This is a genomic window from Streptomyces sp. 1331.2, from assembly GCF_900199205.1.
Lineage (GTDB): Bacteria > Actinomycetota > Actinomycetes > Streptomycetales > Streptomycetaceae > Kitasatospora.
In genome coordinates this window covers 4,151,179-4,166,722 of the sequence record NZ_OBMJ01000001.1, presented here as the reverse complement: position 1 = coordinate 4,166,722, position 15,544 = coordinate 4,151,179, and the positions used below count along the sequence as shown (strand labels likewise).

At 74.0% G+C, this 15,544-nt stretch carries 13 protein-coding genes and 1 pseudogene; 5 read left to right on the top strand and 9 right to left on the bottom strand.

The window, feature by feature from the left end; all coding sequences use genetic code 11:
• Positions 1–24: 24 nt before the first annotated feature.
• Entirely contained in the window at positions 25–642 is a 618-nt protein-coding gene (locus CRP52_RS17705; RefSeq protein WP_097237306.1) for a YceI family protein, read from the top strand.
• A 95-nt stretch (positions 643–737) separates the two neighbouring features.
• On the opposite strand, the gene CRP52_RS17700 is transcribed toward CRP52_RS17705, so the two are convergent.
• Complete coding sequence (locus CRP52_RS17700; RefSeq protein ID WP_097237305.1) at positions 738–1,742, bottom strand: LysR family transcriptional regulator; 1,005 nt, start codon at positions 1,740–1,742, stop codon at positions 738–740.
• 139 nt (positions 1,743–1,881) lie between these two features.
• Between CRP52_RS17700 and CRP52_RS17695 the strand changes: the two genes are divergently transcribed.
• On the top strand, positions 1,882–3,201 hold the full coding sequence (locus CRP52_RS17695) for an MFS transporter (protein ID WP_097237304.1): 1,320 nt from the start codon (positions 1,882–1,884) through the stop codon (positions 3,199–3,201).
• Between the two features lie 9 nt (positions 3,202–3,210).
• The gene (locus CRP52_RS17690; protein ID WP_097237303.1) at positions 3,211–3,690 is read left to right on the top strand and encodes a macro domain-containing protein; all 480 of its coding nucleotides are present in this window, start codon (positions 3,211–3,213) and stop codon (positions 3,688–3,690) included.
• A gap of 94 nt (positions 3,691–3,784) precedes the next feature.
• Here the strand turns inward: CRP52_RS17690 and CRP52_RS17685 are convergent, their stop codons facing one another.
• Positions 3,785–4,324 (bottom strand): GNAT family N-acetyltransferase, encoded by a 540-nt coding sequence (locus tag CRP52_RS17685; RefSeq protein WP_097237302.1) that lies wholly within the window; start codon positions 4,322–4,324, stop codon positions 3,785–3,787.
• A 32-nt stretch (positions 4,325–4,356) separates the two neighbouring features.
• Here CRP52_RS17685 and CRP52_RS38320 point away from each other — a divergent pair, with 32 nt between their 5' ends.
• Together CRP52_RS38320 and CRP52_RS17680 are read left to right on the top strand one after the other, a co-directional pair.
• On the top strand, positions 4,357–4,506 hold the full coding sequence (locus CRP52_RS38320) for a hypothetical protein (RefSeq protein ID WP_179852834.1): 150 nt from the start codon (positions 4,357–4,359) through the stop codon (positions 4,504–4,506).
• 10 nt (positions 4,507–4,516) lie between these two features.
• Positions 4,517–5,371 (top strand): TetR/AcrR family transcriptional regulator, encoded by an 855-nt coding sequence (locus CRP52_RS17680; RefSeq protein ID WP_257032543.1) that lies wholly within the window; start codon positions 4,517–4,519, stop codon positions 5,369–5,371.
• 130 nt (positions 5,372–5,501) lie between these two features.
• Here CRP52_RS17680 and CRP52_RS17675 read toward each other — a convergent pair whose 3' ends face one another.
• From CRP52_RS17675 to CRP52_RS17645, 7 genes and pseudogenes are all read right to left on the bottom strand, one after another.
• On the bottom strand, positions 5,502–6,788 hold the full coding sequence (locus CRP52_RS17675; protein ID WP_097237301.1) for a GNAT family N-acetyltransferase: 1,287 nt from the start codon (positions 6,786–6,788) through the stop codon (positions 5,502–5,504).
• A 56-nt stretch (positions 6,789–6,844) separates the two neighbouring features.
• The gene (locus CRP52_RS17670) at positions 6,845–7,366 is read right to left on the bottom strand and encodes a GNAT family N-acetyltransferase (RefSeq protein WP_097237300.1); all 522 of its coding nucleotides are present in this window, start codon (positions 7,364–7,366) and stop codon (positions 6,845–6,847) included.
• A gap of 90 nt (positions 7,367–7,456) precedes the next feature.
• Complete coding sequence (locus CRP52_RS40515; RefSeq protein ID WP_097237299.1) at positions 7,457–8,770, bottom strand: C40 family peptidase; 1,314 nt, start codon at positions 8,768–8,770, stop codon at positions 7,457–7,459.
• A 242-nt stretch (positions 8,771–9,012) separates the two neighbouring features.
• Positions 9,013–10,095, bottom strand: a complete 1,083-nt coding sequence (locus tag CRP52_RS17660) for a hypothetical protein (RefSeq protein WP_218893101.1) — start codon at positions 10,093–10,095, stop codon at positions 9,013–9,015.
• A 97-nt stretch (positions 10,096–10,192) separates the two neighbouring features.
• Positions 10,193–12,058 carry a threonine/serine ThrE exporter family protein gene (locus CRP52_RS17655; protein WP_257032542.1) on the bottom strand — a complete coding sequence of 622 codons (1,866 nt, stop codon included), beginning with the start codon at positions 12,056–12,058 and terminating at the stop codon, positions 10,193–10,195.
• 122 nt (positions 12,059–12,180) lie between these two features.
• Positions 12,181–12,880: pseudogene (locus tag CRP52_RS17650) on the bottom strand (DedA family protein); the annotation flags it as partial.
• Between the two features lie 196 nt (positions 12,881–13,076).
• Positions 13,077–15,527 carry a tetratricopeptide repeat protein gene (locus CRP52_RS17645; RefSeq protein WP_097237296.1) on the bottom strand — a complete coding sequence of 817 codons (2,451 nt, stop codon included), beginning with the start codon at positions 15,525–15,527 and terminating at the stop codon, positions 13,077–13,079.
• Between the last annotated feature and the right edge of the window lie 17 nt (positions 15,528–15,544).

Sequence of the window (15,544 nt, the reverse complement as noted above, 5' to 3'; positions counted from 1 at the left end):
TGGCTTTGGACCCGAGGAGGAGCCATGGGCCTGTTCAACCGCACCAAGACCACCACCGAGACCGCCACCGCCGTCGCCGTCCAGACCCCGGCCGGCCCGGACCTGTCGCACCTGACCGGCGACTGGACGATCGACGCCATGCACAGCGAGATCGGCTTCTCGGTCCGCCACGCGATGGTGACGAACGTCAAGGGCCGCTTCACCGAGTACGACGGCAAGCTGCACCTGGACGGCACCACGCCGCACAACTCCTCGGCCGAGCTGGTGATCAAGGTCGCGAGCATCGACACCAACCAGGCCCAGCGCGACGAGCACCTGCGCACCGGCGACTTCTTCGCCGCGGACAGCTACCCGGAGATCCGCTTCCGCAGCACTTCCACCGAGCAGCTCGGCGACGACACCTACCGGATGACCGGCGAGCTCACCATCAAGGACACCACCCGCCCGGTCGTCCTGGACCTGGAGTACACCGGCAGCGCCACCGACGCCTACGGCGCCGAGCGGGTCGGCTTCGAGGGCAGCACGGTCGTCGACCGCACCGCCTTCGGCCTGACCTACAACGCGTCGCTGGAGACCGGCGGCGTGCTGATCGGCGAGAAGGTCAAGCTCAGCTTCGACATCTCCGCCGTCAAGGCCGCCTGACCCGGCAGCCCGCCGGGCGGGCCCGGCCCGCCCCCACGAGCACCGCTCCTGCCCATCCCCCCGGGGCAGGGGCGGTTTCGTTCAACCCGCTCCCGCTACGCCGCCGTGCCCGCCGGGCGCACCCCCGTCGGGAGCAGCGCCGCATCGGCCTCCGGCAGCCAACTGCCCGGCGGGCGGCGCAGCCAGCCCTCGGCCGCGCCCAGCACACCCGCCGCGTCGGCCAGCGCGCGCAGCCCCGGGTGCCGTTCGCCGGGCCGGTGCACCAGGCTGACCAGGCTCAGCGGCACCGGCTCCACCAGCGGCAGGTTCACCGTGCCCGGAATCCTCGGCCCGCCGACCGTGGTCAGCATCGGGTCGCCGTGCCGGGCGAGGTAGCGGGCCGTCTCGTCCACGCCCACCGGCGGGACGTACGGGTCCGCCGCCGTCAGGCCGTGCTCGCGCAGCAGCCGGGCACCGAGGTCGGCCCACTCGGTGGTGGCCGGGTTGCCCGCGCAGATGTCGACGGGGTGCCCGACGAGTTCGGCCAGGCGCAGCGCCGGGCGGCCGGCCAGCGGGTGGGTGTCCGCCATCATCACCGACATCTGCTCCAACCGCACCGGCAGCTGGACGAGTTGGCCACGCACAGGCGCGGGCAGCCCGGCGAAGCGGCCGAAGGAGGCGTCCAGCCGGTGGGCCAGCAGTTCGACGGCGGCCGCGGCCAGACCGCCGTGGAAGCGGGCCAGCAGCTCGCCCTCCGGCCAGGCCGCGCGGGCCCGTTCGAGCACCCGGTCGGCGGTGAGGTCCGGGCCGGTGACGTCGCTGTTGAGGTCGAGCAGCAGCGGCCGGGAGGCCGCGCCGGCCGCGGCCTCGGCAAGGATCTCGTCGTGCAGGGCGAGGAGTCGGCGGACCCGGGGCAGCAGCCGCTGCCCGGCCGGGGTGAGGCCGACACTGCGGGTGGTGCGGGTGAACAGCGCCTCGCCGAGCAGCCTCTCCAGGGCCCGGACGTCCCGGCTGAGCGCCTGCTGGGCGATGTGCAGCCGTTCGGCGGCCCGGCCGAAGTGCAGGGTCTCGGCGGTCGCGACGAAGCCGCGGAGCAGGCGGGGGTGCAGGTCACGGGGCATGGGCGGCAGATTAACAACGCGGATCGACAACGCAATTGACAACAGCGTGTTGTGAATGCGGCGGAACAGGTGTTGGACGGTGCCCGGCGGGGCGGCGAGGCTGTGGGACATCCCCCTTCTTCCTGCGTTCAGGAGCCCGATGCCCGCGCCTGCCCTCCTCGCCTCCTACCGTCGGCTGTTCGCGGCCCCCGGCGCCGCCGCCTTCACCCTGGCCGGGCTGCTCGGCCGGCTCGCGATGCCGATGACGGGCGTCTCGCTGGTGGTGCTGCTCTCCGAGCGGCGCGGCTCGTACGGGCTCGCCGGGACGGTCTCGGCGGCCGGGCTGGTCACCGGCGCGATCGGGATGCCGCTGATCGGCCGGCTGGTGGACCGCTACGGGCAGGCCCGGGTGACGGTGCCGGCCGCGCTGTACAACGCCGTCCCGCTCGCCGCACTGCTGCTCTGCGTCCGCTTCGGCGCCCCGGACTGGACGCTGTACCTCTGCAACGCGGCCTGCGCCGCCGCGCCCAACCTCGGCGGCATGGCCCGCTCCCGTTGGGCGCACCTGTACCGGGACGACCCGGCCGCCCGGCACCTGGCCAACTCCTTCGAGCAGGCGCTGGACGAACTCTGCTTCATGACCGGGCCGGTGCTCGCCATGCTGCTCTGCACCACGCTCGCCCCGGAGGCCGGGCTGGTCACCGCCGGCACGCTCGGCACCACCGGCGCCCTGCTGTTCGCCGCGCAGCGGCGCACCGAACCGCCGTTGCCGCCCGTTCCTTCCGCCTCCCCGTCCCCGGCACCGGGGCGGACCTCCGGGCGTCCGCACGGTTCCCCGCTGCGGGTGCCCGGGCTGCGGGTGCTGGTGCTGACCTTCCTCGCGACCGGCATGGTCTTCGGCGCGACCGAGATCACCACCGTGGCGTACGCCGACGCGCTCGGGCACAAGGCGGCGGCAGGTGTGCTGCTGGGCCTGGTCGCGGCCGGATCCTGCGTGGCGGGGCTGCTGTTCGGGCTGCTGACGCCGCGTCGGACACCGGGCGCGCGCTTCCTCGCCGGGGTCTCGGCGATGGCCGCGGTGCTGCTGCTGCCGCTCGCCGCCGGGCTGGGCGGGGCCGGGCTCGTCCTGCTCGGGATGGCCCTGTTCGCGGCCGGCACGGCCACCGCGCCGACCATGGTGATCGGGATGACGCTGGTCCAGGAGCTGCTGCCGCAGCGGCAGTTCAACGAGGGCATGGCGATGGCGGTGTCCGGCATCGTGGTCGGCATCTCGACCGGCGCGGCGCTCGCCGGGACGGTCGCCGAGCACGCCGCCCCCGGCACCGGGTACGCCCTGCCGGCCTCGGCCGCCGCGCTCGCGCTGCTGATCGCGCTGGCCGGACGGCGGCACCTGCGGACGCGGAGGCGATCCACAGCCGGGGAATCCGCGCCGGAGACGGCGGGCGAAAATCCCGAGCGCGTTGTCAGTGCCTCCGTCTAACTTCGAGTCATGGCGGAAATCACCTACGTCCGAGGCGATGCCACCACGCCCCAGGGCAAGGGCGTGAAGGTGATCGCGCACGTCTGCAACGACCTCGGCGGCTGGGGCAAGGGCTTCGTGCTCGCGCTCTCCAGACGCTGGCCCGAGCCCGAAGCCGCATACAAACGCTGGCACCGGGAGCGGGCGAAGAACGACTTCGGCCTCGGCGGCCTGCAGTTGGTGCAGGTCGAGCCGTACGTCTGGGTGGCCAATCTGGTCGGCCAGCGCGGCATCCGGACAGGGCGCTCCACGGGGGTGCCGGTGCGGTACGAGGCGATCGACACCGGGCTGGCCGCGCTGGGCAGCCGCGCGCTGGAACTCGGCGCCTCCGTCCACATGCCGCGGATCGGCTGCGGACTGGCGGGCGGGCGCTGGGAGAAGGTCGAGCCGCTGGTCACCGCCCGGCTGGCGGCGCGCGGTGTGCCGGTGACCGTCTACGACTTCGACTGACCTCCTTCGACCCCACTCCGGCCTGTGACTCCGGTCCGGCCGACGACCCCGGTCCGGCCGGCGACCCCGATCCGGTCCACGACCCCGATCCGGCCTACTGCTCCGTGCGCCCCGGCCAGGCGTACACGTACTCGGGCAGCACGAACCCGCCCGGGAAGACACCCTCCTGCGCGCGGACCCGTACCGCGCCCTCGCGCTCGTAGAAGGCGATCGCGCGGGTGTTGTCGCGCAGTACCTCCAGGAACAGCTCGGCTCCGGGATGCCGCTCTGCGACGTGGGCCCGGGCCGCGGCCAGCAGGTCCCGGCCGATGCCGCCGCCGGTCAGGCCGGGACGTACGTGCAGGTTGTCGACCAGGACCCGGCCGTCCGGCTGCGGGACGAGGTAGACGAACCCGACCGTTTCTCCGGCCCGTTCGGCGATCAGCAGCCGGGGCGTGTTCTCCGGCTCGCCGTAGTCGGCGTCCAGCCGCAGTTTCCACAGCTCGCGCCGCTGGGCGACCATCCCGTCGCCCAGCGCCTCCTCCGGGACGATCCCGCGGTAGGTGGTGCGCCAGCTGTGGGCGTGCAGTTCGGCGATGGACTCGGCGTCCTGCACCTCGCCGGGCCGAATGACGGTCTGCCCTGAACTGATCATGTGACAAGCCTCCCACAGAAATGGAGTTGAACATGTTCAACCGAAGCGCCTACAGTTTCACCAAGTTTTTGAACGTGTTCGAATCACGGGGGACGGCGTTCGTGGCACCGGATGCGGAGGGGGCATCCGGTGCCATGAACACCGACAACACCGACACCGGCTGGAACCTGGTCTCCGGCTAGGCTCGTCCCCGTGGACGACCTGGCAGCGACGAACCGAACGGACGACGAGAACGGTACGGCCGAGGATTCGGCCGCACCCGGCGCCGGGGCCGTACCCGGCACGGAAGGCGGGCCCGGCACCGAGGCCGTGGCCGGCGCCGAAGGCGGGCCCCTGCCCGGCGGCCGGGCTCGGCCGAAGACCGACAAGAGCGAGGCGACCCGGGCGCTGATCCTGGAGACGGCCATGCGGCTGTTCCAGGAGCGGGGCTACGAGAAGACCACCATGCGCGCGATCGCCACCGAGGCTGGCGTCTCGGTGGGCAACGCCTACTACTACTTCTCGGCCAAGGAATTCCTGATCCAGGGGTTCTACGACCGGATGACCTACGACCACGCGGCCGACGCCAGGCGGCGCATGGCGCACACCCGGGACTTCTCCGAGCGGTTGAGGATCGCGCTGGACTCCTGGCTGGACACGGCCGCGCCGTACCACGAGTTCTCCGCGCAGTTCTTCCGCACCGCGGCCGACCCGACCAGCTCGCTCAGCCCGTTCTCCAACGAGTCCCACCCGGCCCGGGCGACGGCCGTCGAGCTGTTCCGCGAGGTCCTGCAGGGCTCGGAGCTGGCGCCGAAGCTGGACGCCGAACTGGTCGAGCTGCTGCCCGACGTGCTCTGGCTGTACCTGATGATCGTGGTGCTCTACTGGGTCTTCGACCGCACCCCGGACACCGAGCGGACCAGGGAGTTCGTCCGGCGCTCGACGCCGCTGACGGCCCGGGTGATCAACCTGTCGCGCTACCGGGTGTTCCGCCCGATCGTGCGCGACGCCAAGGGCCTGATCCAGGACTTCATCCTGCCCACCATAGGCAAGACGGCCGTCAAGTAGCGCCCACCGCAAGCGAATCGAAGACGAGTCGACGGCGAACCGGAAACGAATCGGAGACTCGGAGACGAGGAAGGGCCGGTCCTCCGCCACGGAGGGCCGGCCCTTCCCACATCCTGCCGATCCGGCCGGCTCAGAACATGTCCGGGTTCCAGGGCCGCAGCGGGGTGCGCAGCAGCAGGTCCGCGGCGGCGGCCGCGCCCGGGCGCAGTTCGGTGAGCAGCCCGGCGGCGGCCAGCCGAGGGGCGCTCTCCCCGCCGAGGTAGAGCGAGCCCAACTCCGGGGCCCCGAGGACGAGGTCGGCCTCGTCGGTGGTGCGGGTGCAGGTCCCGGTGCCGTCCGGGGCGACCTCGATCGCCCAACGGCCGGACGCGAAGCCGAGCTTGTCCTCGACCTCCAGCACCACCCGGCCGGGGGCGCCGTACGTCCGGGCGCCGAACGCCGCCTCGACGTCCAGCACGCGCAGCCACATGAAGTCGGCGTTCTCGTCCTGCGGGGTGGCCGCGCGAGGGTTCTGGAGCAGCAGCGGCAGCGGGTCGTCCGAGGAGGCGTTGGCCACGACGATCCTGGCCACCCAGTCGACGGACATCAGGAAGCGCCACAGCTCGACCTTGGTGGGCAGGTCGAGGGCGATGAACTCCTCGACGGTGAGCGTGCAGTCGGGGTAGGCGCCGTCCCACTTGTCGTCGACCCGGTAGGCCACCAGACCGGTGACCGCGCCGTCGGCGTCCCGGTGGACGGCCGCGAACGGCTCCGTGAAGTCGAAGCCGGGCACCCGCACCTCGCCGGTGTTGCGCTGCCACCACAACTCGTCGCGGTCGATCGCGCCCGGCTGGGTACGTCGCCAGCGCTCGTGCAGGGCGGGCCCCAGCTCGCGCGCCTCGGCCATGGTCACGAAGTCGATCCGGCCGCCGGGGACGCCCGGCAGTCCCTCGCGCAGGCCCCGGGTCCGGCGCAGGTCGACGCGCCAGCCGGCGCCCCGGGTGGCCGGGCCGAAGCCGAACCGGCCGTAGATGTTGTACTCGGCGGCGATCAGGATGGCGACCGCCGTACCGCGCCCGGCGGCGGCCATGAGGTCCCGGCGCATCATCGTGCTGAGCAGGCCCCGGCGGCGGTGGGTGGAGCTGACCGTGACGTGGGTGACGGCGTCGGCGGTGATGACGGCCCCGCCGGGGACGGTCAGTTCGGCGTCGTAGCTGCGGAAGGTGGCGATCGGGCGGTCGTCGTCGCGGTCGAAGCCGGCCAGCATCCGGCCCGGCTCCCACTGCCGGCGGCGCACCTCCGCCGCGCTGTCCACGTGCGGGCGCAGGAAGCCGACGGTCAGCGCGCGGTCCCAGGCCGGCACCTCGTCCTCGGAAACCGCCCGCACCCGGAGCCCGTTCACGGTGTCGACGGCCGCGTGGTCTGTGCTGTTGCCCATGGGGCCACCGTACGGCGGGGTCCCCGGAGCAGCACCCGAGCAATTCCGTGCCCGACTCATTCCGCACCCGATCCGGTGTGCTTCCCCGGCAGCACGACCCAGTGGTTGGTGCGCAGGGTGCGGCCGGCGAAGTCCAGGTCCCGCTCGCCGAGCAGCCGGAAGCCGAGCGCCCGACAGATGCCGTTGGAAGGGCCGTTGGTGGCGCCCGGGTTGGCGTGCACCTCGCCCCAGCGGCCGTCCGCGGCGGCGGCGTCCAGCACCCGGCGGACGGCCGTCTTGGCCAGGCCGCGCCCCTGGTACTCGGGCAGCACCATCCAGCCGATCTCGGAGTACGCCGCGCCGTCCTCCTCCTGCGGCCAGAGCATGACCGCGCCAGCGACCTCGCCGTCCTCGGCGCCGTCCGGGACGATCATCTTGGCCCAGCAGCGGTCCGCCGCCACCTCGACCACGTCCTTGCGCAGCCGGGCCTCCACCTGCTCCCGGGACAGCGGGCCGCCCAACTCGGCCATCATCACCGGGTCGCAGCGCATCCGGACGTACGCCTCGACGTCCTCCGACCGAACATCCCTCAGCATCATGGCGCCTCCTCGTGACGACCCGGACAAGAACGACCCTGACAAGCCCGAACGGCCCGAACAGCCACGCTAACGCCGACCACCGACAGTGGCTCAGGGCCGGGCGTAGAAGTCCGGGGTGCCCATGATCCAGAGGCTGGCCTGCTTGATCGGCATGCCCACGCGGGGGGCCTCGATCATCTGGTCGTCGCCGATGTAGAGGCCGACGTGGTGGATGTCCGCGGCGCGGCCGGTGTCCGTCCAGAAGACCAGGTCGCCCGGGCGCAGTTGGCGGTAGCCGATCGGGGTGCTCTGGGCGTACTGGTCGGCGGCGAAGTGGTTGAGCTGCCGGCCGGCCTGGCGCCAGGCCATCATGGTCAGCCCCGAGCAGTCGTAGCCGCCCGGGCCCTCGCCGCCCCAGACGTACGGCAGGCCGATCTTGGACTTGGCGAAGGCCACGGCGGCGGCCGCGTCCTCGGCGGACCACGGACGGGCGGGGGGCGCGGCAGCGGCGGCCTTGGCGGCTTCGGCGGCCTCGGCCTCCCGGGCGGCCTGTTCGGCGGCGGCGCGGGCGGCGGCCTCGGCCTCGCGGGCGGCGATCGCCTCCAGTGCGTCGCGGCGCCGGCGTTCCAGTTCGACGGTGGTGTGCCGGGCGGCGGCCAGTTCGGCGAGCAGGTGTTCGCGGCGCCGGGCGGCGGTGGCCACCTCGCTCTGCTGGGCGGCCAGCCGCTGTTCGGCCCTCGCCCGGGCCGCGCCGACCTCGGCGGCGGCCTTCTCGGCTGCCTCGGTGGCGGTGCGGGCGGCGGCGGAGGCGGTGCGAGCGGTGGCGGCCGTGGAGGTGGCGGCGTCCAGGATCTGCCGGGTGCGTTCGCTGACCTGGCCGACGGCGGTGGCGCGGTCGCGGGCTTCGCGCGGGCCGTGGGCGCCGAGCAGGGCGTTGAGCGCGGACAGTTCGGCGCCCACGCCCTGGCGGTAGGTCTCGGCGGCGAGCCGGGCCGCGTCCTCGGCGGCGGCCGAGCGCTCGCCCTCGGCGGTGGCGGCGCGGCGCGCGGCGGCGTCCTCGTCGGCGCGGGCCCGGGTGAGAGTGAGCTGGGCGCCGTTGTAGGCCTCGACGGCCTGTTCGGCGCCGCGCCCGGCGCGGTCCAGTTCGGTGCGGGCGGCGGTGAGCGCGGTCTCCAGGGCGGCGACCGAGGAGGCCTTGCCCTCGGCCTCGGCGCGGGCGCGGGCGATCTCCTCGGTGCTCGGGTACGGCTCCTCCCCCGCGGCGGGGCCGGTCGTCGGTCCGCCGGCCGCCGACCCGCCGGCGGCAGGTTCGCCCGTGGCAGGTTCACCGGGAGCCGGGGCGGACGGCGCGGCCTGGGCCGCGGGAAGCAGCCCGAACAGGGCGGTGAACGACAACAGGAGGGTCGGCAGGAACCTGCGCGCCACGGGACATCCCATCTGACGGGTCCGGAGGGGACGGCGGCGGACGGCGCGCGGCGCACGGGCGGGCAGCGGCCGGGCGGCTCGGGAATCCGACGATTCGTCCCATCACATGACAGAACGGTCACATGACGCCCATGTTCTCAATTCCGCCGGCCCTCACACCTCGAAAAGCGCTCCGCCGGTCGAGTGACCATCAGATGATCCGACCCTGGCTCAACTCCCGCCGGGCGCACAGGGTGGACGAACTACCGGTGGATCCGGGGGGTGTGCGTCCGCAGCCGGGGGTGCCGCGCGGGGCGGCGCTCCAGCCCGGTCGGGGTCACGGCGTAGGTGCGGCTGCGCCCGGCCCGGACCGTACGGCGGCGCTGCTGCGCCCGGTGGAAGCGGCCCGGACCGGCTGCCACGGCCCCGTACGACGGCCCCTCCCCGGCCGGGGCGTGCGGCGTCGCCCCGGCGGCGGCCACCGAGCGGCGGTCGGCCAGCCGGGCCCGGCGGCGGGCCAGCGCCCGGGCGGCGTGCGCGTCGAGGTGGGCGCTGGCCCGGGCGGCCATCCGCTCGGCCACCCGGTGGGCGGCGGGGTGGTTGGCGGGCACCTTGTCGGGGGCGCCGGCGATCAGGTCGAACAGCCAGGTGCGGGCCCGGTCCGCACGCCGGTGCAGCAGGCGCTCGCGCCGCAGCGCACGCGCCCGGCGGCGGGGGCGCGTGGTGTACCGCCAGCGCGCCCAGGGGCTGCTCGGACGGGCCAACCGGATCGCGCCGATCCAGGACAGGCCGGGGACCATGATCCCGAGCAGGCCGGTCCACACCTTGCCCTTGAGCAGGGTGATCACCGAGGCCAGCGCGTTCACCGAGATCACCGTGATCACGCCCCAGCGGGTCTCCTCCCCGGGCACCACGCCCAGCGGCACGTACCCGATCAGCAGCAGGGCGGTGGACAGGATCCCGAAGATCACCGCGTCCACCGACTTGCGGCCCTGCTCGCTCCAGTACACGTCGTCCAGGTGCAGGATCAGCGCGAACTCGTCCAGCACCAGGCCGCAGCCGATGCCGAAGGCCAGCCCGAACCAGTCCATCCACGGCTGACCGCCGTAGGTGGCGAACACCCCGATGCCGCCGAGCAGCAGGAAGCCCAGGCCGAACACCATGTGGTGGATGTGCAGCCCGCCGGGCGTCACGTTGCCGGGCCACCAGCGCACCTGGGCGCGGATCATCCGGACGCTGAAGCGGATGAAGACGAAGGAGGTGATGAAGCCGACCAGCAGCAGGAACAGCGGTTGCTTGTGCGCGTTGACGATGTGCTCGCGGTAGCTGTCCAGCAGTGTGGTCATGGGTCTTACCTTCGTTCCTGGTCCTGCGTCGGGCCTGCCGCGACATGGCCGGGAGCCCTGGGGTTTCCAGGGGCCTCCCGCACCGCTCAACGCGCGGTCAGAACCCTCGGGTGCGCTTGGCCGCCCGGCGCGGCACCGCCGGGTAGAGCGAGGGGAGCTCGGCGCCGACCGGCAGCTTCAGAAACAGCCGGGCGATCTCCCCACCGAGGTTCACCCCGACCGCCAACGCCATGGCGATCGCCGCCGCCCGGAAGACCGACACCAGGCCGGCGCTGGAGTGCCCCTGGGCGAAGGCGAGCATCCCGAGGTAGAGCGCCGAACCCGGCATCAGCGGGCCGATCGCGGCGGTCACGTACGGCAGCGCCGAGTCGTTGCGGTAGCGGGCCATCAGCTGGCCGAAGAGGCCGACCAGGCCGGCCGCCACGCCGGTGGCCGCGATCGGGTTGACGCCCGCGTTGTGGACCAGCGCGCCGTAGCTGGCCCAGCCGATGCCGCTGTTGACCGTGACCAGGGCGAGCGTGCGGCGGTCGGTCTGCAGCAGCGTCGCGAAGGCCAGGGTCAGCAGCATCGCGGCGACCATCTGGACCGGCGGGTAGCTGATCCCCACCAGGCTCTCGTCCGGCTTCAGCTTCGCCTCGAAGCCGACGCCCAGGTAGAGGATCACCATCACGCCTATCACGATGCCCGCGACCAGGTAGATCACTTCCAGCAGCCGGGCCGCGGCGGTGATGTAGAAGCCGGTCAGGCCGTCCTGCACGGCCGCGACCAGGGCGCGCCCGGGCAACAGGGCGAACAGACCGCCGGTGATCACGACCGAGCCGCGCAGGCCCCAGTCGTTGAAGGAGAGGATGATCCCGGAGGCCGCGGCCGGCATCGCGGCCGCCACGAACTGGTAGAACTCCGGCAGCCGGCGCTTGGCCAGCGCGGAGGCCAGCCGGTCGCCCAGCACGGCCGCCACGAAGGCGCTGCCGAAGACCAGCCAGGCCTTGTCGTCGGCCCGCCCGCCGACCAGGAAGGTCGCCGCGCCGGCCAGCAGACCGGTGGTCAGGGCGAGGAACCAGGCCGGGTACGGGTGCCGGTTGCGGCGGATCAGGGCGAGCCGGCGGTAGGCGTCGTTGACCGACACCCGCTCCGCGGTGATGTCCGCGACCAGCACGTACACCGCGTTCAGCCGGGTGTAGTCGGAGGTGCGCCGGCGCACCACGCGGTCGGCGGTGACCGGCGGCTCGACCAGCGAGGGCTGGTGCGAGATGCCGATCAGGGTGAAGGTGACCTGCGGCTCGCAGCGGTCCAGCCGGTAGGCGTGCGCGATGCCGAGCATCGCCGCCTCGACGTCCTCGGCGGCCTCGCCGCTGGCCAGCAGCAGCTCGCCGATGCGCAGGGTCAGGTCGAGGATGCGGGGCACGTTGCGGGTGGCGCCCGCGGAGGGGTGCAGTTCGCGGGCGGTCCGCTCGAAGGAGGGGCGCTCGGACATCGGGGTGCGCAGCAGCGTGCGCATCCGGTCCGGCCAGGGCGCCTCGCCGGGAGCGCCGGCGGTCAGCTCCGGGATCGGGATGCCGGTCGGCGGGGTGTAGCCGGCTGCCCGCCACTCCTCGGGGGTGAGGGTGTCCTCGGCGACCGAGCGGCGCCGGGCCGGGCGGGCGTCCTCGGGAGCCGCCGCAGCCGCACCCGGCAGGCGCGTCTCGACGGTCAGCTCGGGGTGCGGCTCGACGGGGTGCGGCTCGACGGCCGGCTCGGGGTGCGGCTCGTGCTCGGGTGCCAGCAGGCCCCTGGTCTCCGGGACGGGCGGGGCGAGCGGGACCACGATGGTGGGCTCGACGGGCGGGGCCGGGTGGCCGAGCAGGCCCTCGGTGGGCGGGGCGTCGGCGGGGTGCACCGGCTTCGGGGGTGTCCGCCGCGGCTGCCCCGCCGCCCGGCCTCCCCTCGCCCGCTTGCCCGCACCCGGTCGGCCCCGCTTAGGCACTTCCGCTCCTTGCCGCCCCTGGTGGCCGCCGGCCACCGCTCGATCTCGGGTACACCTTGCCTGATCGAACAGCCGGACGCACATGTACGGGACGTCCAGGTACGCGACGGCGCGCAGCCTGGGTGGCGGGGGCGGTGGCGGGCGGCTACCCGGCGCGGTGGCGGGCGGCTACCCGGCGCGGTGGCCGGCGGCCCGGGCCGAGCCGGACCGGCGGGCCCGCAGCAGCTCCACCGCCACCGGGACCACCGAGACCAGCACGATGCCGACCAGGATGGCCTCGATGTTGTCCCGGACGAACGGGATCTGCCCCAGGAAGTAGCCGAGCACGGTGACCCCGCCGCCCCACAGCACGCCGCCGACCACGTTGAAGACCACGAAGCTGCGGTAGTTCATCCTGCTCACCCCGGCGACGATCGGGGTGAAGGTGCGCACGATCGGCACGAAGCGGGCCAGCACGATCGCCTTGGGCCCGTGCCGTTCGAAGAAGGCCGCGGCCTTCTCGACGTTCTCCTGCTTGAAGACCCGGGAGTCGGGACGGCGGAAGAGACCCGGCCCGACCTTGCGGCCGAAGAGGTAGCCGACCTGGTCCCCCGCCACCGCGGCGGCCACGATCAGCGCGCAGACCAGCCAGAGCGGCTGGTGCAGGTAGGTGCCGCCGGCCACCAGCAGGCCGGTGGTGAACAGCAGCGAGTCGCCGGGCAGGAAGAAGCCGATCAGCAGGCCGGATTCGGCGAAGACGACGGCCAGGATGCCGAACAGGCCGAAGGTGGAGATCAGGGTGGTCGGATCGAGCCAGGACGGCCCGAGGGCGAGGCTGGTCACGGTGCGGGCACTCCCGGGGGTCGAGTCTTGGCAATGAAAGGGTAAAGCATTGCCAAAGACTCGGTCGGGGGCCGGATGGTTCCCGGACGCGCACGGCCCCGGCGGGCCCCGGGAGGGGCGGCCCGCCGGGGCCGGTGGTCGTGCGGAGCCGGTCATGAGCCGGTCAGGAGTTGGCCGCGAGCCGGTCAGCAGCCGGTCAGAGCCCGTAGCGCTCGACGATCTCCTCGTGCCGGGCGAGGTCCGCACCGGCCGCCTCGGCCAGGGCCGGCCAGGCGAGCGGGTGCTGCCAAGCGCCGGTCAGCCGGTGCAGCAGGGCGTCGGCCTCGGCCGCCGAGGCGGTCGGCGGCACCCCGAGGGCCGCGTAGATCCCGGGCAGCGTCTCGTCCTCGTCGGCCGGGTCGGTGACCCGGTACTGCTCCCCGCTGTAGGCCCAGACCGCGAACCCGGCCTTCTGCAGCTCCTCGCGCAGAGTGCCCCAGGCCTCGTCGCCGGGCCAGCAGCCGTCGATCCAGTAGGTGGTGTACCCGGCCGGGTCGAGCAGGGTGAGCATCTCGAACACCGGGCGCCAGCGCACCCGCTCGGCCTCGGGGGCCTCGTCCCCCGGCGGCTGCTCCAGCAGCGCCGGGGCGAAGACCACCACGTCGCCGTGGTTGAGCGTCAGGTCGTCGCCGAGCACCGGCAGGATGCGGGCGGTGGCCGGGCCGGTCCGCAGGGCGGGCAGGTCGGCCGTGGCGCCGTTGGTACGGGCGGCGCGGACGGTGATCAGCTGCCACTCCTCGTCCACCGGGCCCTCGGGCTCGTCGAACTCGATGCCGAGCAGCGCGCCGGCCGAACGGACCGCGGCCCAGTCCCGGTTGGCGCTGGCAGCGGTGATCAGGTGCCAGAGATCGGGCTCCTGGACCCTGCGGTGGTCGTCCTCCGAGAAGTCCGACGAGTCCGAGGAGTCCGACGAGTCCGAGGAGTCCGAGGAGTCCGAGGGATCCGAGGAGTCCACCGACGTGCCATCCGCATCCTCCGCGGAGTCCGCGGCGGGCAGCGCGCGTTCCAGCAGCTCCTGGTAGAGCCGCTGGGCGGTGGCGTGGTCGCCCAGCTCGGTGGCGGCACGGGCGGCGAGGCGGCGGGTGTTGAGCACCTCGTCGTCCAGCGCCAGGATCGCCTGGCACTGCTCCAGCACCTCGGCCCAGCGGCCCTCGGCGGCGGCCCAGCGGGCGCGTATCCAGTGCGCCTCGGCCGGCGCGCCGACGGCCGTCCGGTCGGCGAGGCGGCGCACGCCCTCGGCGTCCCGGGCCTGGATCAGCATCTCGCCGAGCGTGCCGGTCAGCTCGCCGTTCTCCGGGTCGGCGTCCAGCCGCTGCCAGAGCAGGTCGGCGGCGGCCCGGGCGTGGCCGAGGCCGCCCAGCACGGTGGCCAGCAGCACGGCGAGCTCGGTGGCGCCGGCCTGCTCACCCCGGTACCGGTCCAGGGCGACGGAGAGCAGGTCGGCGCCGGTCTCGAAGGGCACCCCGGCCTCGGCCAGGTGTGCCGTCAGCTCGCCCGGCGGGACGGGCAGCTCGGGCTGCGGCAGTGCCTCGGCGGCCGCGCGCAGGGCCGCGACCTCCTGTGACACGCCGTCGGTGCGACGCAGTCGGGTGAGCTTACGCTCCCCCGTCGCGGCGAGCGTGAGCGCCACCGTGCGGGCGCCGCGGGCGAGCGCGAGCCGACCCGCCGCCAGCAGCAGGTCCACGCAGGGGCGGTGTGCGCCGACGCCGTCCAGGTAGCCGACCCAGCCGGCCAGGACGGCGCCCAGCTCGGCGTCGTTCTCCCAGGCACCGGCCGCGACCAGCAGCTCGACCGTCTGCGTCCAGGTGGGCCGCAGGTCGGCGTGGTGCTCGGCCTCGGAGCGGGACGGGAGCAGGGCCAGCGCCTCCTCCGTCCGCCCGAGCGCGGCGAGCGCGCGGGCCCGCAGCAGGGCGCCCCAGCGCTGGTCGCGCTCGTCCAGCTGGTGGCCCTGGGCCTGTTCGGCCCGCTCGGCCGTCTCCAGCAGCTCCAGCACCTCCTCGTGCCGGCCCAGCAGGTGCAGGGTGCCGGCCCGGGCCTGCTGGAAGCGGAGCGAGACCCGCTGGCCCGCCGTCCGCATCCGGTTGGCAGCCGTGTCCAGGTGGTCGAGCGCCTCGGCCGGGCGGCCGTCGTCCTCCAGGGCGTCGGAGTACTCGCGGGAGAGACAGTCGTAGCAGGCGCGGCCCGGGTCGATCCGGTCGAGCGTCTCGCCGACCACCTCCAGCCGCTCGGTCACGTACCCGGGCCCGTCGACCCGGGCGTGACAGATCGCGAAGTCCTGCACCACGCAGACGGACTGCGGGCAGCCGGCCGTCTCCTCGCGGTGCGCGAAGTCCAGCAGGTCGACCACCTCGGACATCACCGACTCGCCCTGCTGGCGCTTGTTCAGCAGGTTCTGCATCCGCCAGTGCCGCAGGTAGACCTCGACCCAGGGCAGGCCGAGCGAGCGCGCGGCGGCGACCGCCTCCGGGTAGAGCGCGTCCAGCTGCTCGTTGTGCCCCTCGGTGGCGTGCTCGGGCAGCTCGATGATGGCGTCGGCCAGCCGGTGGTGGCCGGACTCGACCAGCTGCCGGTGCGCGTCGCGCACCCAGGCCCAGATGTCGGTGGTCATGCTCGGTACTCCCCGTG